This is a genomic window from Gordonia sp. w5E2, assembly GCF_036540975.1.
Taxonomy (GTDB): Bacteria; Actinomycetota; Actinomycetes; order Mycobacteriales; family Mycobacteriaceae; genus Gordonia; species Gordonia jacobaea.
Genome location: NZ_CP144213.1, coordinates 337,884 through 361,218 on the forward strand (window position 1 = coordinate 337,884; position 23,335 = coordinate 361,218).

General features: G+C 65.3%; 14 protein-coding genes. 12 read left to right on the forward strand and 2 right to left on the reverse strand.

Features of this window, described 5'->3' with window-relative positions:
* Positions 1-68: 68 nt before the first annotated feature.
* Together RND64_RS01410 and RND64_RS01415 are read right to left on the reverse strand one after the other, a co-directional pair.
* A complete protein-coding gene (locus tag RND64_RS01410; RefSeq protein ID WP_270484975.1) occupies positions 69-791 on the reverse strand; it encodes a GAF and ANTAR domain-containing protein in 723 nt (240 codons plus the stop codon).
* 86 nt (positions 792-877) lie between these two features.
* Positions 878-1,717: a PIG-L deacetylase family protein gene (locus tag RND64_RS01415; RefSeq protein ID WP_270484973.1), complete on the reverse strand. Its 840-nt coding sequence runs from the start codon at positions 1,715-1,717 to the stop codon at positions 878-880.
* A 307-nt stretch (positions 1,718-2,024) separates the two neighbouring features.
* On the opposite strand from RND64_RS01415, the gene glf reads away from it, so the two are divergent.
* The 12 genes from glf to pks13 all read left to right on the forward strand — a co-directional run bounded on the left by glf (position 2,025) and on the right by pks13 (position 23,273).
* Positions 2,025-3,239 carry a UDP-galactopyranose mutase gene (gene glf / locus RND64_RS01420; RefSeq protein ID WP_270484968.1) on the forward strand — a complete coding sequence of 405 codons (1,215 nt, stop codon included), beginning with the start codon at positions 2,025-2,027 and terminating at the stop codon, positions 3,237-3,239.
* The gene (locus RND64_RS01425) at positions 3,240-5,216 is read left to right on the forward strand and encodes a glycosyltransferase (RefSeq protein ID WP_270484965.1); all 1,977 of its coding nucleotides are present in this window, start codon (positions 3,240-3,242) and stop codon (positions 5,214-5,216) included.
* Positions 5,197-5,937, forward strand: coding sequence for a phosphatase PAP2 family protein (locus RND64_RS01430; RefSeq protein ID WP_270484964.1), 741 nt, complete (start codon positions 5,197-5,199; stop codon positions 5,935-5,937). Before RND64_RS01425 ends, RND64_RS01430 begins: the two co-directional genes overlap by 20 nt.
* The gene (locus RND64_RS01435; RefSeq protein ID WP_049700195.1) at positions 5,934-6,851 is read left to right on the forward strand and encodes a decaprenyl-phosphate phosphoribosyltransferase; all 918 of its coding nucleotides are present in this window, start codon (positions 5,934-5,936) and stop codon (positions 6,849-6,851) included. The genes RND64_RS01430 and RND64_RS01435 overlap by 4 nt, the downstream gene beginning before the upstream one ends.
* Positions 6,841-9,186: a flagellar motor control protein ZomB gene (zomB, locus tag RND64_RS01440; RefSeq protein WP_270484961.1), complete on the forward strand. Its 2,346-nt coding sequence runs from the start codon at positions 6,841-6,843 to the stop codon at positions 9,184-9,186. The genes RND64_RS01435 and zomB overlap by 11 nt, the downstream gene beginning before the upstream one ends.
* A 472-nt stretch (positions 9,187-9,658) precedes the next feature.
* The gene (locus RND64_RS01445; RefSeq protein WP_049700194.1) at positions 9,659-10,675 is read left to right on the forward strand and encodes an alpha/beta hydrolase; all 1,017 of its coding nucleotides are present in this window, start codon (positions 9,659-9,661) and stop codon (positions 10,673-10,675) included.
* Positions 10,676-10,962: 287 nt separating this feature from the next.
* Positions 10,963-12,504, forward strand: a complete 1,542-nt coding sequence (locus RND64_RS01450) for an alpha/beta hydrolase-fold protein (RefSeq protein ID WP_387314279.1) — start codon at positions 10,963-10,965, stop codon at positions 12,502-12,504.
* A gap of 202 nt (positions 12,505-12,706) precedes the next feature.
* Positions 12,707-13,252 (forward strand): DUF732 domain-containing protein, encoded by a 546-nt coding sequence (locus RND64_RS01455; protein WP_049700304.1) that lies wholly within the window; start codon positions 12,707-12,709, stop codon positions 13,250-13,252.
* Positions 13,253-14,263 (forward strand): cutinase family protein, encoded by a 1,011-nt coding sequence (locus tag RND64_RS01460; protein WP_049700192.1) that lies wholly within the window; start codon positions 13,253-13,255, stop codon positions 14,261-14,263. It begins immediately after the preceding gene.
* 210 nt (positions 14,264-14,473) lie between these two features.
* Positions 14,474-15,460: an LLM class F420-dependent oxidoreductase gene (locus RND64_RS01465; protein WP_152930124.1), complete on the forward strand. Its 987-nt coding sequence runs from the start codon at positions 14,474-14,476 to the stop codon at positions 15,458-15,460.
* A 274-nt stretch (positions 15,461-15,734) separates the two neighbouring features.
* Complete coding sequence (gene fadD32, locus RND64_RS01470; RefSeq protein ID WP_049700190.1) at positions 15,735-17,654, forward strand: long-chain-fatty-acid--AMP ligase FadD32; 1,920 nt, start codon at positions 15,735-15,737, stop codon at positions 17,652-17,654.
* Positions 17,655-17,858: 204 nt separating this feature from the next.
* The gene (gene pks13, locus RND64_RS01475; protein WP_331436403.1) at positions 17,859-23,273 is read left to right on the forward strand and encodes a polyketide synthase Pks13; all 5,415 of its coding nucleotides are present in this window, start codon (positions 17,859-17,861) and stop codon (positions 23,271-23,273) included.
* The last annotated feature ends 62 nt before the right edge of the window (positions 23,274-23,335 follow it).

Here is a 23,335-nt window from a genome sequence, read left to right on the forward strand (position 1 = left end):
CTGGACGTCGGAGCCCGCCCTGTCCGCGAACCCGACTCGACGACCCCCAGCCGACGACCCCGAGCCAACTACTCCGGGCCGGCGTCGACGACCTGTGAGGCGATGTCGACGAGTTTGGTGTTCGAGTCCTGGGAGAGCCGCGCGAGGAGGCTGAACGCCTGGTCGGGGGTGAGTCGGTAGCGCTCCATCAGCATGCCCTTGGCCTGGCCGATCAGGTCGCGTGAACTCAGTGCCGTTCGGAGTTGTTCCTTTTCGCGCACCGCGGAGAATGCGGTTGCGGTGTGTGCCGCGAACAACTGGCCGAGTGCTCGCGACTCGTCGTCGAACGCGTTTGGAACGGTGCTGTGCAGATTGAGGGCGCCGCGCTCTTCGCCTGCGATGTAGAGGCAGAAGCACGCCATCGACCCGATGCCGAGGTCGGCGGCCGCCGCGCAGAACGTCGGCCATCGTGTTTCTCGACGCATGTCGTCGATCCAGATCGTGGTGTCGTCGGTGGCCGAGCGGATGCAGGGCCCCTCGCCGAGTTCCTGCTGAAGCGCATCCGACTGCGCGGCGATCTCGCCGAGCATCACAGGCGTCTCGATGCGACCGTTGGTGACGATCGTGATGCTGGCGTAGTCAGAGCCGATCGCCTCGGCGGCTGCTTTGGTGAACAGGCGCAGCAGCATGTCGCTGTCGGTGCTCTCCGACTGCAATTGCGCGACGATGCGAGCGATCTCCGAACTCTTCTGTGCGATCTCAGTGCCCGTCCACGTGGTCGGTGCGTCTGTCCGCGAGGTGAGGTCAGTCAACGGTTACTCCTTCGGCAAGGCATCCACACAGCACTTCGTCACAGGCGCACATTTGGTGCTGTGCAGAGACGTTTGGCCGCGACCTTTCAGCCGAAAACATACTCCGTACCCCGGAGGAGATGCGACGTGATCGAGCTGCCGAGAATGGGCTGTGGGTTGTCGTCCGCGTTGCGGGGGCGCTTCTGCTCAGCGAAGGATCGCGCAGCGGCATTCTTCACGGCCATCACGATCGGCGAGACGCCGATGGTTTGCACACGGTGCCATGGCACATTCGCGTCGCCGGGGTGTGCCCAGTACCAGAGCCAGATCGGGTACATCCACAGTTGGATACCGCGTGGTTTCGCGACACGCATGGCAGCCTGGCCGACGGCTTCGTGATCGGCCTCGCCGTCGTGATCCCAGACGGCCAAGAGGCCGTTTCGGGCGCCCGGCCGGTCGTCGAGGGCGTCGGTGATCATCGCGTCGAGCCGGTCGGGGTACTGCTCGAGGGTTCCCGAGTGGAGGCCGCCCCACCGCGGGAGATCGAGGCCGAGCAGCATCGACGCGGTGTCGAGTTCGAGGTGTCGACGGTTTGCCAGTTGCTCCGGCGATCCGGGGTGGGTCGCATGGCCGTCGGAGGCGCAGATCGTGACCACCTCGATGCCGTTCGCCGCCGCGGCATGCACGAGGCCACCGGCCCCCAGGATCTCGTCGTCGGGATGAGCTGCGACGACGACGAGGCGATCGATGTCGAAGGCAACCTGTGGCCAGCTCTGCGAAGCCAGCCAGGTCAGCCACTCCGGTTCCGGGGTGCCGAACGACTGCGGTGGCTGACTGTGCGTCGGCGCGGGAAAGAACCGGGTCATCGGCGTGCGGGGCGGAATCGGGACGTCAGACGTCGAAGAACTACGCAGAGAGACTGGTGGGGTGATGTGCTGGGAGGTCATTGGCGGACTCCTCGGGGAGTTGCGCAATCCGCGGTACTCGAACAGCGGTACACAAACTGCGTCGCACAGTCTTCGGTGAGCCGTTCTCTACAGCCCGATGTATTGATCATACCGGCCCTGGCCAGCCTTAATTGTGTGCTCGGGGCACATCACATCCGAACAGGGGACTCGCGACGTCGTCTCAGGGTGTTCGCGTGTGTCGACCACCTCGACCCTGCATGTGTCGATGACGCTGCCCCCGCGTGTGTGGACGACTCCCCTGCGTGTGTGGATAGCTCCGTTGTCGGGTCCGTTACCCTGAACACCCGTGGCCACCAATAGCACCGTCGCGTCGAACTCCGCCTTCGATCTGATCATCGTCGGATCCGGGTTCTTCGGTCTCACCATCGCCGAGCGCGCGGCGACCCAGCTGGACAAGCGGGTTCTGGTGGTCGAGCGCAGGTCGCACATCGGCGGCAACGCATACTCGGAGGCCGAGCCCGAAACCGGTATCGAGGTGCACAAATACGGCGCCCACCTGTTCCACACGTCGAACAAGAAGGTGTGGGACTACGTCAATCAGTTCACCGACTTCACGGGTTACCAGCACCGGGTGTTCGCGCTGCACGACGGCCAGGCGTACCAGTTCCCGATGGGACTGGGCCTGGTATCGCAGTTCTTCGGCCGGTACTACAGCCCCGACGAGGCGCGCGCGCTGATCGCCGAGCAGTCCAGCGAGATCGACACCAAGGACGCCAAGAACCTCGAGGAGAAGGCGATCAGCCTGATCGGGCGCCCGCTGTACGAGGCGTTCATCAAGGCGTACACGGCCAAGCAGTGGCAGACCGACCCCAAGAATCTGCCCGCGTCGAACATCACGCGGCTGCCCGTGCGCTACACCTTCGACAACCGCTACTTCAACGACACCTACGAAGGGTTGCCGGTCGACGGGTACACCGCGTGGCTGGAGAACATGGCTGCCGACGAGCGCATCGAGGTGCGCACCGACACCGACTGGTTCGCCATCCGCGACGAGATTCGCGCCGCCAACCCCGACGCGCCGGTCGTCTACACCGGCCCGCTCGACCGGTACTTCGACTACTCGGCGGGACGCCTGGGATGGCGCACCCTCGACTTCGAGACCGAGGTGCTGGAGACCGGCGACTTCCAGGGCACCCCGGTGATGAACTACAACGACGCCGACGTCCCGTTCACGCGCATCCACGAGTTCCGCCACTTCCACCCCGAGCGCAAGAACTATCCGACGGACAAGACCGTCATCATGCGCGAGTTCAGTCGATTCGCCAACGACGACGACGAGCCGTACTACCCCATCAACACCCCGGAGGACCGCGACAAGCTCGCCGCCTACCGGGAGCTTGCCAAGACCGAGACCGCAGACGCCAAGGTGTTGTTCGGCGGCCGGTTGGGCACCTACCAATACCTGGACATGCACATGGCGATCGCGAGTGCGCTCACCATGTTCGAGAACACGCTGGCGCCGCACCTGAGTGACGGTGCGCCGCTGGCGGAGGCGGAGTAGATGAGTGTGACTGTTTCCAACGAAACGACGTCTGTCGAGACGATCGAGACCACCGGGGCGCAGCCGGCGACGGCGCCGAGCGTTCCCGAGTCGAAGGCCGTCGAATTGCTGCAGCGGGTCATCTTCCCGCGGCCGGGTGAGCCCATCGACGTGCGCTCGCTCTATCAGGTGGAGTCCGACAACAACACTCGTCGTGCCCACGCGCCGACCAGGACGTCTGTGCTTCTCGCCGGCGAGTCGGAGGTCAGCTTCGAGACGTACTTCAACGCGTTCGCGGCGTCGTATTGGCGACGCTGGTCGGTCCTGAAGTCGGTTGTGCTGCGCGTCGAGGTCCGCGGCACGTGCCGTGTCGACCTGTACCGCTCCAAGGTCGACGGTTCGCGTATCGGTATCGGCGGCGACCTGGTGCCCACCGACGAACATGGTTACGGCGTCATCGAATTCGAGCTCGACCTCGGGCCATTCGAGGACGGCGGATGGATCTGGTTCGACGTCACCACCGACACCGACACCGAAATCGTCTCGGCGGGTTGGTATTCGGCGGTTGCAGCGGCCACGGGCCCGGAGACCAAGCGCGTCACCGTCGGCATCCCGACCTTCAACCGGCCGACGGATGCGGTCAATGCACTGGCCGCGCTCACGTCGGATCCGTTGGTGGACGCGGTGATCGACGCCGTGCTGATGCCCGACCAGGGCACGCGCAACGTGGTCGACGAGCCTGGCTTCGACGAAGCTTCCGCAGCGCTCGGCGATCGGTTGCACATCTTCGACCAGGGCAACCTCGGCGGCTCGGGCGGCTACGCGCGCATCATGTACGAGGCGCTGCGACTCACCGACAGCCCGTACATCCTCTACATGGACGACGACATCGCGATCGAGCCGGATTCCATCCTGCGCGCGCTCGCGATGTCGCGATTTGCCAAGTCGCCCATGCTTGTTGGCGGTCAGATGCTCAACCTGCAGGACCGCAGTCACCTGCATTCGATGGGTGAGGTGATCAATCACCACAACTTCATGTGGACGGCAGCACCCTTCGTCGAGTACGACCACGACTTCGCGCAGTACCCGTTGCGCGACAGGGAGAATTCCAAAAACCTGCATCGTCGGATCGACGTCGAGGGCAACGGCTGGTGGATGTGCATGATCCCGCGTGAGTGCGCGGAGCAGATCGGCCTACCGATGCCGTTGTTCATCAAGTGGGACGACTGGGAGTACGCCCTGCGTGCCGCGAAAGCGGGCTACCCGACGGCGACGATCCCGGGAATCGCCATCTGGCACATGGCCTGGAGTGACAAGGACGACGCCATCGACTGGCAGGCGTACTTCCACCTGCGCAACCGGCTCGTCGTCGCCTCGATCCACCACGACGGTCCGATCAAGGGGATTCTGCAGTCGATGGTCAAGGCGACTGCCAAACACCTTCTGAGCCTTGAATATTCGACGGTCGCGATTCAGAACGAAGCGATCCGCGACTTCCTCGCGGGTCCCGATCACATCCGCGACCTGTTGCCGACAGCGCTTCCCAAGATCGCGGAGATGCGTAAGCAGTACCCCGACGCGGTCGTGTTGCCCTCGGCGACCGAACTGCCTCGAACCAGCGGGGAGGCAACGCATCTCGGCGTCAACGTGCCGACCAATCCGGTGAGCAAGATCAAGGCGCTCGCGGCGTCGGTGGTCAACAACCTGCGCCCGGCAGACCCTCGTCATCACGAGGTGCCGCAAGCCAATTACCCGCCCATCGAGGCGCGGTGGTTCTCGCTCGGGCGGGTCGACGGCGTCACCGTCACCACGGCAGATGGTCGGGGAGTGGTGTATCGCCAGCGAGACCGCGACAAGATGATCGCGCTCGCACGCGAATCGGCTGCCCTGGTGCGTGAACTCAACGAGAGGTTTCCTGAGATGGCGCAGCGCTACCGCGCCGCTCATCAGGACTTGACCAGTAAGGAGAGCTGGGCGGGTGTCTTCGGAATCGAATGATCGGGACGTCGCGGAACGCGACGAGTCGTCGAACGATGCTGTCAGTCGCGGCGAGAGCCGCGAGGTCGACGCGCTGATCGCCATCCAGGATGCGCTCTACGACCGACCCGGTGTGCTCCCGACAGCGCGAGCCCTCTCGCATTTCGGAGAGCATTCGCTCGGTTGGCTGGCCATCTCGGGACTCGGGTACGCCGTCGCTCGTCGTCGGGGCGACGCCACGGCGCAACGTCGATGGGTCGAGGCCGGAGTCGGAGCATTCGGTACGCACGCGGCGTCGGTGATCATCAAACGCATCGTCCGACGCCCCCGGCCGCACGACCCCAGAATCCGCATCGGGGTGTCGACGCCGAGCAAGCTGAGCTTCCCGTCGTCGCACGCGACGTCGACAACTGCGGCGTCGATTCTGATCGGTAGGGCCGCCGGTTTGCCGCCCTACCTGCTACCGGCACTTCTGGTGCCACCTATGCTCACCTCGCGGCTTGTGCTCGGGGTTCACTATCCGAGCGACGTCGCCGCGGGAGCCGCACTCGGCGCGCTGGGTGCTGGAGCCGTCATCGGTGCTGACACGCTGTTCGAGCAGGCATCACGCACGGCTGCAGGGCATCCGCGTGCCACGCGCACCGCGCGTGTGGCGGCCCGAGCGGGTGCACTTGCACTGGTGCCCGGGCAGACCGCACGGACAGCGGCCGCGTGGGCGATCAGGAACCGAGGAGAGGCATGAGCGAGGAGCCCATCGAGCACGGCAAGAAGGTCGGCCCGCCCAAGAACCGGGTCGACGGCCTGATCAAGGCGCTCCGCCCACGCCAGTGGGTGAAGAACGTCCTGGTGCTGGCAGCTCCGCTCGCCGCAGGCAGCATCACCGATGCACACGTGCTCGGCCGCGCGGGTATCGCCTTCGTGGCGTTCTGTCTCGCGGCGTCGTGCATCTACCTGATCAACGACGCGATCGACGTCGAATCCGATCGCAACCACCCGACCAAGCGTTATCGGCCGATCGCCGCCGGCGTGGTGCCGGTCAAGCTCGCGTACGTACTCGCGGTGGTGCTCGGCGTGGCGTCGCTGCTGATCGCCTATTCGGCGAACTGGCAGACCGCGGTGGTCATCGCGATCTACCTGGTGATTCAGCTCGGCTACTGTTTCGGGCTCAAGAATCAGCCGGTCATCGACATCTGCATCGTCTCGTCCGGCTTCCTGCTGCGCGCGATCGCCGGTGGTACCGCGACCGACATCAAACTGTCGCAGTGGTTCCTGCTGGTCATGGCCTTCGGATCGCTGTTCATGGCAGCGGGCAAGCGTTACGCCGAGCTGGTTCTCGCCGAGCGAACCGGCGCAAAGATCCGCAAGTCGCTGCAGTACTACACCACGAGTTACCTGCGTTTCGTCTGGACGCTGTCGGCGACGCTCGTCGTCGCGTTCTACGGGCTGTGGGCGTTCGACAAGAACTCCGGGCACGACACCAACGTGTGGTACGCCATCTCGATGGTGCCGTTCACCATCGCGATTCTGCGCTATGCCGTCGTCGTCGACGGCGGTACCGCGGGCGAACCCGAAGAGATCGCCTTCGGCGACCGCATTCTGCAGATCCTGGCGCTGGCATGGATCGTCTGTGTTGGTGTCGCGGTCTATGTCGTCTGACGTTCGTGACGAGCCCGCTCGCGCGGGGCGACACAGACTTCGAGAGATCCCCGGCACCGCAGACTCGTACGACGACGCCGACCGAGCCGTGGGCACCGACGTCACGATGGTGATCCCCGTCATCGGTGAGAGGTCTGGTGCCGCCGATCCGGAACCCGGTCCCGTCGGCGGGGACGGCGACGACGGGGTCGTCGGCTCTGAAGACCCCGGCTCTGAAGACGTCGGCCCTGATGACGACAAGGTCGACGACGAGAGTGACAAGGCCGACGACGGTGCAGCCACCGTCCCCCCGCCGGGAGCGGGGCGTCGGCGATTTCTGTCGTCGTGGGGGCCGCGTGAGTGGACGGCGACGGTCAGTTTCCTGATCGGGGCCATCGGGGTCGCAACCTTCTTCGCGATCGGTGCGTGGCAGCGCCGCTGGATCGCCGACGACGGTCTGATCGTGCTGCGCACGCTGCGAAACCTCTTCGCAGGCAACGGCCCGGTGTTCAATGCGGGCGAGCGTGTCGAGGCGAACACGTCGACGGCGTGGACCTACCTGCTGTGGTTCTGGGCATGGGTGACCGACGGTCAGCTCGAATACGTCGCCCTGTGGGTCGCGCTGGTGCTCTCGGTATCTGCGATCCCGATCGCGATGTACGGCACGGCACGACTACTCGGACCGCGCATCACCGGTCCCGCTGCGACAGGGATCACGCTGCTGCTGCCGCTGGGAGCGATCATCTACATCGCGATCCCACCCGCGCGTGACTTCGCCACGAGCGGTCTGGAAAACGGGCTGTGCATCTTCTGGGTCGCGGTGCTCTGGTGTCTGCTGATCGCCTGGTCCCGAAGACGGTCCGGTGGTGCCGCTCCGGAGGGCGCGCAGAGAAACGCGGGATACCGAGGAGCAGCGGCGACGCTGTTCCTCGCATTCTGGGCGGGTCTCGCCCCGTTGATCCGTCCGGAACTCGCCGTGGTCGGTGGAATCGCCTTGCTGTTGGTCTTCTTGGCGCCGCTGACGTGGAAGATGCGCGTCGGCGTTGTGCTGTGCGCCGCGGTGTTGCCGGTTGGCTATCAGATCTTCCGGATGGGCTACTACGCACTGCTCATTCCCAACCCCGCCGTCGCGAAGGATGCGAGCGGGTCCAAGTGGCATCAGGGCTTCGTCTATCTCGGCAACCTCTTCGGGCCGTACACGCTTGTTCTTCCGGTCGTCCTCGCGATCGTTGCGGGAGTCCTGATCGTCGTGGGCATTCGGATGAACCGCGCGGCCACACGCGACGACTCGAGCGGCGCGGGGTCGTCGAAGGACTCAGAACGCCCGACGGTGCGCGAGCGACTGTCACGATGGTCGCGCAATCTGCAGACTCCGACGACCGTCACGGTGGCCATCGTGGTCGCGGGATTCGTGGTCGGCGTCTACTGGCTGCGCCAGGGTGGCGACTTCATGCACGGCCGTGTGTTGCTGACGCCGATGTTCACGATCCTGCTCCCGGTCATGGTCATACCGCTCTCGCTGCCCGCTGTTGCCGATGTCCGCGCGGCCTTCGGACGCGGCGTCGACGCGGTAAAGGACCGGGGTCGGCGCCGACGCGTGATGGTGCAACTCGGCGGTGCGACCGTGATGGCTGCGCTGTGGATCACGACGCTCGTGTGGGCGATCGTCTGCCACGAGAAGGTGCTGCCCAACGCGGGCATCGACATCGGACGCAGCGGCATCGTCGACGAGCGTCGGTTCTACGTCACCAACATGGGCAACGAGAATCCGGTCACGGCAGCCGACTACCTCGACTACCCGCGCATGCGTGCGATGGTCGAGCGGATCGACGAGTACCGGACGCAGGGTGGAGTGATCCTGCCGTCGAACAATTACGACGAGTGGTACGTGGCCAAACTGCCGGACAACACCCCGCAGGCAGAGCGCAAGGCGACCGTCTACTTCCTCAATCTCGGGATGACGAGCATGAACGCTCCGCTCGACGTCCGCGTGATCGATCAGATGGGCCTCGCGTACCCGATCGCCGCACACACCGAACGCCTCGAGGACGGTCGCATCGGGCACGACAAGAACCTGCCCGCCGAGTGGGTCATCGCGGAGTCCGGCGCCTATCCCAAATGGCCGGTGCTGCCGGGCTTCCTCGACGAGGACATGGTTGCGCAGGCGAAGGAAGCGCTGACGTGTTCGCAGACCGTCGATCGGATCGAGTCGTATAAGGACACGTGGTCCTTCGAGCGTTTCAAGAAGAATCTGCCGCAGTCGTTCGGCTTCTCCGACTACCGCATTCAGCGCAACCCGGAGTACGAACTCCAGCGCTGCGGACTGCCCGTTCCGCCCCGCATGCACCCGAGATGAGCGTCACAATCTGGACAAATCACCCAACGATCTGTGCAGGTCAGACACCTTAAGGGTGGCTAAGCGCCTGACAGATTTGTCCTGTTATGTATCGGATAGGTAACGTCGGAGCCTGATAAAGCGATGAGAGATAAGACCGAGCGGTATTGGTCGATCGGCACCACGTCGACGTCGTAAGACGGTCCATGTGGCGACGGTCACACTGATTGTCAGTGTGTTGGACTATGCAATAGGCTCCCGAGTCATTGTGCATTGCACCGGATTCGGTGTGTATTGCACTCGCAGAGTGTGTCTCGCACAGGTCGTGCGGAGGCCACATGTGACGGGTGGGAACGTAGTCCAGGGGTAGCCAAGCCGGTCGGGTTGATATCGCGCACGTAACGATCTGGTGCCTGGTGTGTCCTGTGGGGCGCATGGGGACTGGTAACAGAGGAGAGTTTGGTCGATGGGAGTAGCGGTGAGGTCGGGAGCGATGACGCCCGGGAAACGCGGTGGATTCCGGATGCGTAGCCGGTTGGTTGCGGTGACAGTCGCGCTGATGACGATCGCGGGTCTCGCGTCGGTCATCACGGGCGCAGGTACCGCAGATGCACGTGTCAACGGAACCCCCGCAGGCAAGAGCGAGTGGTGGATCGACGCCTGCGGCATGCCGACCAACGGCGCCTTCGGCAACAAGTCGATGGCTCCCGGCAAGGTCAAGGTGCGCTCCTGGTTCAAGCCGGGCAACACCCGCACCGTGATCCTTCTCGACGGGATGCGCGCCCAGTACGACTTCTCGGGCTGGGAAATCAACACCAACGTCCAGGAGCTGGTCAACCGCGGCGTCAACGTCGTCGAGCCGATCGGCGGACCTGCCAGCTTCTACACCAACTGGAACGCGCCGAGTAACTTCAACGGCCAGCAGCGTCGTTACATGTGGGAGTGCGTGATCCAGAACCGCCTCGCGCCGGCTCTGCGCCAGAAGGGCTTCAAGGGCAAGGGCGGCAAGTACGCCATCATGGGCATCTCGTCCGGTGGTAACGCGGCTCTGGTCCTCGCGGCCAAGCGCCCCGATCTCTACTACGCGGCAGGCTCGCTCTCGGGCTACGACTTCCTGAGCGCGCCGGGCATGCACACCATGCTTCGACTGGCCATGCTCGACGTCGATCCCAAGCCGTGGAACGTCGACGCCATGTGGGGTCCCCCGTGGGATCAGCGTTGGTACGACAACGACCCGTTCATGCTGATCAACCGCATGCATCACCTCAAGGTCTTCACCGGATCGGGTAACGGACTCTTCGGCCGCTACAACGCGCTGCCGAACGTCTTCGACGACCTGTTCAAGGGTTCGACGCTCGAGGTGCTGGCGCTGGCACAGCGCAAGGCATTCGAGGTCGCAGCCTTCACGCAGGGCATCAACCTGATGACCTACGACGCCAATGGCACCCACGCGTGGGGCTACTGGCAGGACATGGTGTGGAGCGCCTACCAGCGAGGCTTCTTCCGCTGATCTGATCAGTAACGCTCTACTCGTACGCGACCCCGACCGGGACTCCCGGTCGGGGTCGCGTCGTTTTTAGGCCGACCTCGAAAGCGCCACGTCGACTGACCCCATCTGCATCACAAGTCACAGAAATCTCATCCGCCTCAGCGCGTCGCGCGTGGATTCATCGTCGGGACAGGGTAAGAAACACCTGAGGCTAAATGTGGCTAGTGGGATGTGTGTGAATTCTGAGGTGTGCGCAGACGCGCACACAGCGGAGTTCCGCCCCACCGGTGCGAAGGAGTGGGAATCGAATGCGTCGAGCGGTACGCGCTGATCGCGCGAAGGGGGATCGGGTGACGAACGAGCAGGGGTGGCGACGAGGACGTCGGATCACGCGTCTCGCAGCCACGGTGTCGGCGACGATCGCCGTGGCGGTCGGTGTGACGATGGCGGGCCAGGCGTCGGCGCCTGCTGATCCGCCCGCCGCGCCCCCTGCCAACCCGGCAGCGCCAGCCCAACCCGCAGCGCCGGCTCAACCCGCAGCGCCGGCTCAACCCGCAGCGCCGGCGCCCGCTCAGCCTGCGCCGCCCGCGGCAGCACCCGCGCAGCCCGCAGCGGCGCCCGCTCAGCCCGCACGCGTCACGAAGGTGTTCTGGTACACCGACCGCCGGGTCGCGCTATGGGTGCACTCGCCCGCGATGAACACCGACATCCAGGTGCAGATCCTGCTGGCGCGTGACTGGTGGGCGCGCCCGGACGCCAAGTTCCCGCAACTGACGATGCTCGACGGCCTGCGTGCGCAGGACGACCAGAGCGGGTGGGTCCTGAACACCAACATCGTCGACTTCTACAAGGACAAGAACGTCAACGTCGTCCTGCCGATCGGCGGCGAGTCGAGCTTCTACACCGACTGGAAGCAGCCCGACCGCGGCAAGACCTACAAGTGGGAGACGTTCCTCATCCACGAGTTGCCCCCGATCATCGAAGGCGACTGGCGTTCGACGGACGTCCGCGGCATCGAGGGCCTCTCCATGGGTGGCACCGGCGCGATGATGCTGGCCGCGCGCAATCCGGGCTTCTACAAGTTCGCGGCGTCGTTCTCGGGCATTCTGCAGTTGACGTCGACGGGTATGCCGCAGGCAATCCAGTTCGCTCAGCGCGATGGCGGTGGCTACAACTCGATGAACATGTTCGGACCGCCGAGCGATCCGGCATGGAAGGAGCACGACCCGTTCCTGATCGCCGACAAGCTTCGCGGAACGAGCCTCTACGTCTCGTCGGGCAACGGACTCGTCGGACCACACGACAAGCCGTCGGATATCCCGCTGCTCGCCACGAACTACTCGGGCGTCGGTCTGGAACTGCTCAGCCGCGTCACGTCGCAACAGTTCGCGATCAAGCTCAACCAGCTCGGCATCCCGGGGCAGGCGGTGTACCGACCGTCCGGAACCCACACCTGGGCCTACTGGGAGTTCGAGATGGCGCAGGCGTGGCCGCAGGCTGCGGCGGCGCTCGGACTCGGCGGCGACAAGGTCGCGTGCCGTGCGTCGGCGGCGTTCAAGAAGGTCGCAGACGCCAACAAACTGGGCGGCTGCCTCACCCCCGAGTACGCGGTACCGGGTGGACGCGCACAGGACTTCTACAAGGGTCGCGTGATCACGGGTCCCAAGGGGCCCAAGGAGGTCGCGGGCGCGATCGGTGGGGCATACGCCTCGATCGGCGGTCCCGGCGGCAAACTGGGTCTGCCGACCAGCGACGAACTGCCAACCAGGGACGGCAAGGGACGCTTCAACACGTTCGAGCGCGGCAAGATTTCCTGGACCGCCAATGGCGGGACGGTCATCGGTAAATGACCGCGCGCAGCCTCACCCGGTGCCGAGTGTGTTCGATTGATCGGCACAGCCTCGGCGCCGGGTGTGGGTGCGCTGAGATCTCGCTGAGGAATCGCGGCGTTTTCGCAGGTGACGTCGTTGTGGTGGTCTGTGACGTCTTGCGTTCGGAGTAGCCTGGCACGGTGCCGACAACGACCGGTCGGGTTGTGATGAGGAAGTGATGATGAGGAAGTTCTTCGGGTTGGGTGTGATGGTGGCGGGACTCGCTCTGGCAGGCGGATTGACCGCGTGCTCGGACGACTCGACAGCAAGTGCTCCGATCACGAGTGACCCCGTCACGACGACGTCGATGTACTCGTCTCCGTCGTCGTCGGCCGCGAAGTCGTCGGAATCAGAGATCGAGTCGTCGAAAGCCGCGTCGGACGGCACCAAGGTGTCGGGTTCGACGACGCTGCCCGCGACCGCACCGAACAGCGGCACCAAGGTGCCGGAGAACTTTCCCGGCCCCGGCGGCGAGCCGGTGAGCAACAAGGGCAAGAAGTACCTGCAGGCGCTCAAGGACCAGAACATCAGCTTCGCAGGCGACTCCGACAACTCCGTCGCGCTCAACAGCGCCGAGTACGTCTGTGCGCAGCAGTCCAAGGGAGCCGATCCGACGACCGTGAAGGCTTTCGTGACCGCGATGATCGGCCCGAGTTCGAAGAACGTCGCAGAGGCGAACTCGAAGGCGGACAAGGTCATCAAAGCCGCACGTGACAATTACTGCTAGGTGACGGCCAAGCGAGGTGCCACCGGTCGACGTAAGGGTCGTCGACTCGGTCGTATTGCACTGCTCCTAGCCCTTCTCGCCGTCATCGCGATCGTGTTGATCGTGATCTTGGTGATCACTCTGCTCAAACCCGGACCGCCGAGTATTCCCGGCGGCGAGGGGCCGTCGACCAGCGCTCCACCGTCGCCCGGACGTCCGGAGGCGCAGTCCGCCGACTGTCCGGACGTGTTGACGCTGGTCATACCGGGTACGTGGGAATCGTCGGCCGACGACGACCCGATGAATCCGACGGCCAACAAGGCGTCGCTGATGCGACGGGTGTCCACGGCGCTGCAGAACGAGTACCCGACCTCGCGCACCGAGGTCTACACCGTTCCCTACATCGCGCAATTCCGTAACCCGACCAATCTCAACGACCGCCAGGTCGACTACAACGTGTCCCGACAGCAGGGCTACAACCGCGCTGCGGCAAAACTGCGTGACACCAACAAGAAGTGTCCGCTGACGCGCTACGTGATCATGGGCTTCTCGCAAGGTGCGGTCATCGGAGGCGACCTCGCGAGCAACATCGGCAACGGTCGCGGCCCGATCGCCGCGTCGGATCAGGACCTGGTGCTCGGCGTCGGGCTCATCGCCGACGGCCGACGCGAGAAGGGGCAGCAGAACGACATCGGCCCCGCACCCGACGGTGTAGGTGCCGAGGTCGCGCTCAGCGGGATAGGCAAGCTCGTGCCGGGGATCACGATGACCGGACCGCGAAGCGGTGGGTTCGGCGATCTCCGAGACCGCGTCCAATCTATCTGTGCGCCAGGCGATCTCATCTGCGATTCGCCGACCGTCGCCAATCCGGTCGCTGCGGTCGGTCAGCTCGCGGGCGCGATCAACAATCCCGTTCACGCCATGTACGCGACCAAGCGCTACTGGCAGCTCGACGGCGTCAGCGCCACGCAGTGGATGTACGGCTGGTCGAACAAAGTGATCGCCGACGCCCCGCGTCCCGCACACAACTGACGTAGATCCGACGTCGCGCCCGTCACGCGGCGTCGGATCGTCGCGTTCGCAGTCATGCCCGCGCTCGACTAGGTCGTATGTCCCGTCGAGCCGTGTTTGGGCAGCGCCGTCGACCTGCATTACCGTTGGACGGTCGGGCATATACGCCCACCAGACCAACCGGCAACGCGACCGGTAACCGCAGTGATGCGTGAGGAGAAGCAGGCGACGATGAGTGACCCCGGTGAACTGCGCAAGTTCCGGTTCGGAGCCGGCGGCGAGGGCAACAAGGACGAGGGCGGAGCCCGCAAGTTCGTGAAGCTGGCGCAGACCGCGGAAGAGTACGGCTACGACACGTTCGCGGTACCCGACCACCTGGGCAACCAGGTCGGACCGCTCGCAGCCCTCGGAGCGCTCAGCCAGGCGACGAGCACCATCCGTCTCGGAACCTCCGTGCTCGCCAACGGCTTCCGTCATCCGGCGATCCTGGCCAAGGAGGCCAACACGATCGACGTCCTGAGCAAGGGCCGACTCGAGCTCGGCATCGGCGCGGGATGGATGAAGGAAGAGTTCGACAAGGCGGGGATCGAGTTCGAGTCGCCGGGTGTGCGCATCAGGAAGCTCGACGAATCGCTGACCATCCTGGACAAGCTGATGCGCGGCGAGACCGTCGACTTCGACGGCGAGTTCTATCAGATCCACGGCCTCGAGGGCAGTCCTCGGCCTCGTCAGGGACCGCGACCGCCGATCGCAGTCGGCGGCGGCGGACCGAAGATGCTCGCCCTGGCCGCCAAGCACGCCGACATCATCTCCGTCGCCCCGGGCACCACGCCCGACGGCAAGATGAAGCTGTCGGACATGACGATCGAGAGGACGGCGGCGCGCGTCGACCGCATCCGCGAGGTCGCGGGCGACCGGTTCGCCGACATCGAGCTCAACTGGACCATCGCGGTCATCGTCATCACCGACGACCGCGAGGCCACTGCGGAAATGGCACTCAAGGCGCTTGCGCAGGGGTACCCGCCTAACATTGCCCACGACACCGAGTTCACCGTCGACGACGTGTTGACGTCGCCCTATATCGCGATCGGATCGTTCGAGGAGATCGCCGACCAGATCCGCGAGGTGCGTCGACGCACGACGATGTCGTACGTGGGCGTCTTCCCCACTCAGATGGATGCGTTTGCGCCTGTGCTTGCACAATTGAAGGGGGAGTAACATCATCGACGGCCCATTTCGCATTCGTCGGAATGGGCTGACGTGAATTCGCCTGCGAATGACTCTCGGGATGTGTCGGAATTCCGACGTCGTAAAGGTGCAATCCACCAAAAGCCAAGAATTCGGGTGAGTAGCCGAGTGTGGGCTACCGTGTCACGCGTTATAGATGCGGACGCGACGCCCAAAAGACGTGGTACCTGCGGGGAGTGCCACGACACCGCGCCGACGAGGCGCACGGACGTGGCGTCCCACAAGGGGGCCACAGGAGTAATGGATGCTGAACACAGAATTTGAGCAGTTCCTCGATGAGAGCGGCAACCTGCATTTCAACGAGGACGCGACGCTGGTCGACTATGTCGAACGGAACGTGCGCGATCAGGCTGACACGCTGGCGTACCGCTTCATCGACTACAGCCGCGAACGCGACGGCGAGGCGCAAGACCTCACCTGGGCGCAGTTCGGTAAGCGACTGCGCGCGGTCGCCGCACGGCTGCAGCAGGTCACCAAGCCCGGTGATCGAGTCGCGATTCTTGCTCCGCAATCGCTGGAGTACGTGATCGGTTTCTTCGCGGCGCTCTACGCGAGCAATATCGCCGTTCCGCTCTTCAGCCCCGACGAGCCGGGCCACACCGATCGCCTGACCGCGGTGCTCGCCGACTGCAAGCCGACGGCAATCCTCACCTCGACCAAGTCGGCCGAGGCCGTACGCGACTTCTTCGCCGGCGTGCCCGCCAAGGAACGTCCCCGCGTGATCGCCGTCGACGCAGTCCCCGACTCCGTCGGATCGAGCTGGGTCGCACCGGTCGCGGGTAAGGACCACAACCGCGACACCGTCGCGTACCTCCAGTACACGTCAGGCTCCACCCGCGTGCCCGCAGGCGTCGAGATCACCTACGAGGCTGTCGCGGCCAACTGCCTGCAGATCTACGACTGCATCGAGATCGACCGCAACGCGCGCGGCGTCACCTGGCTGCCGATGTTCCACGACATGGGTCTGCTCACGGTGATCCTTCCTGCGCTCGGCGGCCGCTACATCACGATCATGAGCCCGCAGGCATTCGTCCGCAGGCCGGGCCGCTGGATCAAGGAACTCGCAGCGGCAAGCGACGGCGCCGAGACATACGCGGCAGCCCCGAACTTCGCCTACGAGCACGCCGCAGCACGCGGTCTGCCCAAGGACGGCGAGCACCTCGACCTGTCGAACGTGATCGGCCTGATCAACGGCTCCGAGCCCGTCACCGTCAGCTCGATGAAGAAGTTCAACGACGCATTCGGTCCGTACGGCCTGCCCAAGACCGCGATCAAGCCCTGCTACGGCATGGCCGAGGCAACGCTGTTCGTCTCCGCGACGCAGCGCAACAACGAGGCCAAGATCGTCTACGTCGACCGCGACGAACTCAACGCCGGACACATGAAGGTCGTCGACCAGCACGCACCCAACGCGGTCGCACAGGTCTCGTGTGGACAGGTCGCGCTGAGCCAGTGGGCCACGATCGTCGACGCCGCTGAATACGACGAGACCGGAAAGGCCGTCGAGAAAGCCGACGGCGAGGTCGGCGAGATCTGGCTGCACGGCCTCAACATCGGAGCCGGCTACTGGAACAAGGCCGACGAGAGCGAGGCGACGTTCCACAACACCGTCGACACGCCGCTCGAACAGGGCAGCCACACCGACGGCGCGCCCGCAGACGCACAGTGGATGCGCACAGGCGACTACGGCGTCTGGCTCGACGGCGAGCTCTACATCACCGGTCGCGTCAAAGACCTCGTGATCGTCGACGGCCGCAATCACTACCCGCAAGACCTCGAGTTCAGCGCACAGGAGGCCAGCACCGCGCTGCGCCCCGGCTTTGTCGCCGCCTTCGCCGTCCCCGCCAACCAGCTGCCGAGCGTCGTCTTCGAGAACGCCGCCAGCGGACTGAAATTCGACGCCGACGACGCGTCGGAGCAGCTGGTCATCGTGGCCGAGCGTGGACCGGGCAAGAAGACCGATCCGCAGGAGATCGCCGACACCGTCCGCGCCGCGGTGGCCCGGCGCCACGGCGTGATGGCCCGCGACGTACTGCTCGTGCCCGCAGGCTCGATTCCCCGCACCAGCAGCGGCAAGATCGCACGCCGCGCCACCAAGACCGCATATGTCGACGGCCGACTCCGCGGCGGATACAAGCAGGATGCGTTTCCCGATTCGGTGTGATTGGGGCCCGCGGCGCAGCTCTTCGTCGGAGGCGGCGTCGTCGGGGTGGTCGAGCGGCCACCGCTGGTCGAGCTTGTCGAGACCACCCGCTGGTCGAGTGCCCGCCGCTGGTCGAGCCCCCGCCCCGCTGGTCGAGCTTGTCGAGACCACTTCTGCCCACAACCCGCGCAGCCCTGGCTGCGCCGCCAAGTAGTCTGGTGACCGATGTCTGAACTGAACAACGAGCCGAACATCGAGCCTGCGGCCGACGCCGACAGCCCCGACACCGACAGCGTCAACAGCGAGAGCACCGACGGCGAGACCGCCGGTGGGCTGACGGTTTCCGAACTGCGCGACTGGCTGCGGGAGTGGGTCGCGACGTCGACCGGAATCTCCGCGGAGCAGATCTCCGACGACCGTCCGATGGAGGAGTTCGGCCTGTCGTCGCGCGATGCGGTGGCGCTTGCCGCCGACATCGAGGACAAGACCGGCGTCGTACTGACCGCGACGGTCGCCTACAACCACCCCACCATCGCGATGCTGGCCAAGCGCATCATCGAAGGCGACCCCGACGAGGGCCTCGACCTCGACGCCGAGACCTTCTGGATTCGCGAGCGCAACGCCGACGACGACATCGCGATCGTCGGCCTCTCGACACGCTTCCCCAAGGCCGGGCAGACCCCTGACTCCACCTGGGAAGCCCTGATCTCCGGCCGCGACGGCATCTCCGACCTTCCCGACGACCGCTGGGCCGAGTTCAAATCCGACCCGCGCCTCGCGAAGGTGATCGACGAGTCCAACGTCAAGGGCGGCTACCTCGACGACGTCAAGAGCTTCGACGCCGACTTCTTCCAGATGAGTCCGCGCGAGGTCGAGATGGTCGACCCGCAGCAGCGCCTCGCACTCGAACTGGCATGGGAGGCACTCGAAGACGCCCACATTCCGGCCAGCGACCTCAAGGGCGCGCCGGTCGGTGTCTTCATCGGCACGTCGACCAACGACTACCAGCTTCTCGCGGCCATGGGCCTCGACGACGGCGCTCACGACACCGCCGCCTACGCGCTGACCGGAACGTCGACGTCGATCGTCGCCAACCGCGTCTCCTACTTCTTCGACTTCCACGGTCCGTCGGTCGCGATGGACACCGCGTGCTCGTCGTCGTTGGTCGCCGTGCATCAGGCCGTACGCAGCCTGCGCTCGGGTGAATCCGACGTCGCGCTCGCCGGTGGCGTCAACATGATCATCACGCCCGCGGCGACGCTCGGCTTCGACAGCATCGGCGCGCAGGCCAAGGACGGCCACATCAAGGCGTTCTCGGCCGACGCCGACGGCATGATCCGCGCCGAGGGTGGCGGACTGTTCGTACTCAAGCGCATCGCCGACGCCCGACGCGACGGCGACACCGTGCTCGCAGTTGTCGCGGGTTCGGCGGTCAACTCCGACGGCCGCTCCAACGGCCTGCCCGCTCCGAATCCCGAGGCCCAGGTCGAGGTGCTGCGCTCGGCGTACACCGACGCCGCTGTCGATCCGCGCGGCGTCGACTACATCGAAGCGCACGGAACCGGCACGGTCCTCGGCGATCCCATCGAAGCCGACGCTCTCGGTCGGGTCGTCGGGCGAGGTCGACAGGCCGATGCGCCTGCACTCCTCGGTTCTGCCAAGACGAACTTCGGGCATATGGAGTCCGCCGCTGGCGCAGGTGCGCTCGCCAAGGTGGTTCTCGCTATGCAGCACAACAAGCTGCCTGCATCGCTCAACTACTCCGGCCCCAACCCCTACATTCAGTTCGACGCCGGACACCTCAAGGTGGTCGAGGAGCCGACGGACTGGCCGCGCTACTCGGGCCATGCTGTCGCGGGTGTGTCGGGCTTCGGCTTCGGTGGCACCAACGCGCACGTCGTCGTGCGTGAGGCGCTGCCGAGTGATCTGTCGGGCGTGGTCTCGACAAGCTCGACCAGCGGAGACACCCCGACCACCGGAGACGCTGAGTCCTCCTCGTTGGTTGAGCCGTCCCCGCTGGTTGAGCCGTCCTCGCTGGTTGAGCTTGTCGAAACCACCGACGATGACGACGAGGACTTCCTCACCGACGCCGAGCGCGCCGTCCTGGCCGCGCAGGCGAAGAAGGACGACGCGCCCGCCGAGGTCGTCGAAGCCGACCCCGCCGACGGCTTTGCCCCGTGCGCCGTCGAGGGATCGGTTGTGCCGCTGGTGCTTTCGGGATTCCTGCCGTCGCGGCGTCGTAAGGCTGCCGCCGACCTGCTCGAGTGGCTCGAGTCCGACGAGGGTGCGTCGACGCCCCTCGCCGACATCGGACGCGCGCTCGCGCACCGCAACCACGGTCGTTCGCGGTCGGTCGTCATGGCCCGCACCCACGAAGACGCAGTCAAGGGTGTGCGCGCCGTCGCGGAGGGCAAAGCCAATCCTCTTGTGTACTCGGCTGATTCGCCCGACGCCGCAACGGCGGTCTGGCTGCTCTCGGGCTTCGGCTCGCAGCATCGCAAGATGGCCAAGCAGCTCTACCTCGAGAATCCGATCTTCAAGAAGTACGTCGACCGCGTCGACGAGTACGTGCAGAACGAACTCGGATACTCCATCGCAGAGATGTTCGTCGACGACGAGCAGACCTACGGCATCGAGACGGCGCAGGTCGGCATCTACACGATCCAGGTTGCGCTCGCCGATCTTCTGCGTCACCACGGCGCCGAACCCGGTGTGCTGGTGCCGCATTCGATGGGCGAGGCGTCGGCCGCGTACATCAGTGGCGGACTCTCGCTCGAAGACGCCACGCGCGTCATCTGCCAGCGCTCGCGGCTCATGGGCGAGGGCGAGGCGACGCTCACCGGCGACGACATCCGCCTGATGGCGCTCGTCGAGTACAGCGCGGACGACATCAACGACGTCCTCGTCGACTTCCCCGACCTCGAGATCTGCGTCTACGCGGCACCGACGCACACAGTCATCGGTGGACCCGAGCCCCAGGTCGACGCGATCGTCGCGCGCGCCGAGGCCGAGGGCAAGTTGGGTCGCAAACTGCAGACCAAGGGCGCGAGCCACACGTCGCAGATGGACCCGCTGCTCGGCGAATTGTCGTACGAGCTCACCGGAATCGAGCCGAAGCGCCTCGAAACCGGCTTCTACAGTTCGGTCGATCGCGAGGCCTTCTACCGTGCCGGACACGAGCCCGTGCACACCATCGACTACTTCCTCAAGGGGCTGCGCCACAGCGTGTGGTTCAGCCAGGCGATCTCGAAGTCGGTGGAGAACGGCCACCGGACCTTCCTCGAGCTCTCGCCGAATCCGGCGGTGCTGATCTCCGTTGCGGCAGTGACCTTCTCGGCAGGCTTGCACGACGCCGAGCTGATCGAGACATTGCGCCGCAAGGAGGACGAGAACTTCGGTGTCGTCAACGCACTGATGAAGCTGTACGTCCACGGACATCCCGTCGACGTCGGATCACTCTTCGGCACAGGCGATTACGCCGACATCCCGCGAACCCGCTTCGACCGCAAGCCCTTCTGGCTCACCGCGCAGATCTCCAGTGGTGGTACGGCAGGGCGGATTCCCGGCTCGCACGTCGCGCTTCCCGATGGCCGTCACGCGTGGGAGGTCAATGCTGCTGCGGTGACTGATCCGCGCGAGTTGGTTCGTGCGGCGGCAGCAGAGGTATTCGACGACGCGCGCGTCGGCGCCGCGGCTACCCACGGCGAGTTCCCGAAGACGGGCACGTTGACCACCACACTGAGTCCGCACCCCGGCGGTGCGTCGGTGACGGTGCACACCAAGCGGGACAAGAACTTCCACCTCCTGTTCGAGGCGGTCGTCACGGGCACCACAGACGCTGCCGGCGGCAGCGCGGAACCTGCCGACGGCGCTGCCGAGCGCGCAGACGGTGCCATCGACCCGGCGAAGGTCGGCTACACCGACACGTCGCTGACGGTCGAGGACGAGGTCGTCGACGACATCGGCAATAAGTGGGACCCGGAATCGGGTGAGTCCGTTGGTGATCGACTCGCGATCATTGTCGGTGAGTCCATGGGCTACGACCCCGAGGATCTACCGCGGGAGATCCCGCTGATCGAGCTGGGACTCGACTCGCTCATGGCGGTGCGCATCAAGAACCGCGTTGAGTACGAATTCGACATTCCGCAACTGCAACTGCAGGCGATGCGCCAGGCGAACCTGTCCGACGTCGAGAAGTTCGTCGCGTTCGCGGTCACCCACCGCGACCAGCTCGACGACCTCGCAGGCAAGGCCGCCGGCGAAGGTGAACTCGACACCGCAGCGCTCAACTCATACATCGACGAGCAACTCGCGAAGGATGATCTCGACAAGCTCGATCAGCGGGAGACCGCCGATCAGCGGGGTGATCTCGACAAGCTCGATCAGCGAGAAGAGCTCGATCAGCGGTCGGAGGTCGATCAGCGAGAAGAGCTCGATCAGCGGGTGGAGACCGCCGCGCCGGCCAAGGCCGCTGAGGTCGCGGCCCCTGCGCCGGACCTCACCAGCCAGCAGGCCGTCGCAGAGGCGGCGGGTTCCGACGTTCCGCCGCGAGATGCCGCAGAGCGCTTGACGTTCGGCGTGTACGCGGTCATCACGGGCAAGTCGGCCGGGGGCATCTTCAACAAGCTGCCCGTGCTCGAAGAGGACGTCGCACAGAAGCTGACCGACAAGCTCAACGAGCGCACCGGTGGCGACATCGATGTCGAGGACATTCTCGATTCGGAGACGATCGAGGAGATGTCGGACTACGTCCGCAAGTTCCTCGACGCCGCGGCCGACACCGACGGCTTCATCCGCTACCTGCGCCTGGTGCCGAGCGGTAAGAAGTCGTACGACCCCACCGCGGGAGATCCGGTGCCCGCTTTGCTGTTTCACCCCGCGGGCGGTAACACGTCGGCGTACGAGGCACTGCTCAAGCGGCTTCCCGACGATCAGCCGGTGATCGGTTTCGACCGCGTCGAGGGCACCATCGAGGAGCGGGTCGCGCAGTACCTGCCTCGGTTGCGTGAGGTCCAACCGCACGGCCCGTATGTGCTGATCGGGTGGTCGCTCGGCGGCGCGCTCGCGTACGGCTGCGCCAAGGTCTTGCGTGACGAGGGCGAAGAAGTCGCGTTCGTCGGACTGATCGACGTGGTCCGACCGCGCCACGATGTGCCCGACACCCCCGAGAACAAGCGGGCACGGCTCGAACGCTGGAAAGACTTCGCGATCCGCAACTACGATCTCGACCCCGACGTCCCGATCCCGATGGACCGACTCGTCGACGCCGACGACGAGGGCCAGTTCGCGATCATCATGGAGATGGTCTCGATGTCTGGCACCAAGATCCCCGGCGGCATCATCGAGCATCAGCGGACGTCGTTTGTCGACAACCGCGCGCTGACCAACATCGCGCCGCAGCCCTATAGCGGCAAGGTGATCCTCTACCGCGCCGACAAGATGCACGACGGCGCAATCGAACTCGAGCCCCAGTGGGCGGAGATCGACGAGGATGGTCGGTGGGGCGAGGTCGTCGACGACCTGGAGATCATCCATATCGGCGGCGATCACCTGTCGATCGTCGACGAGCCGTACATCGCCAAGATCGGCGCCGACCTGACGAAGCGTCTGGCCGCCGTGGAGGCGAAGGCGACCAACTAGCACCGACATCGCGACGGAACGCGAAGCGGGCCGGCGCAGCACTGACATCGAGGAAGAAGAAT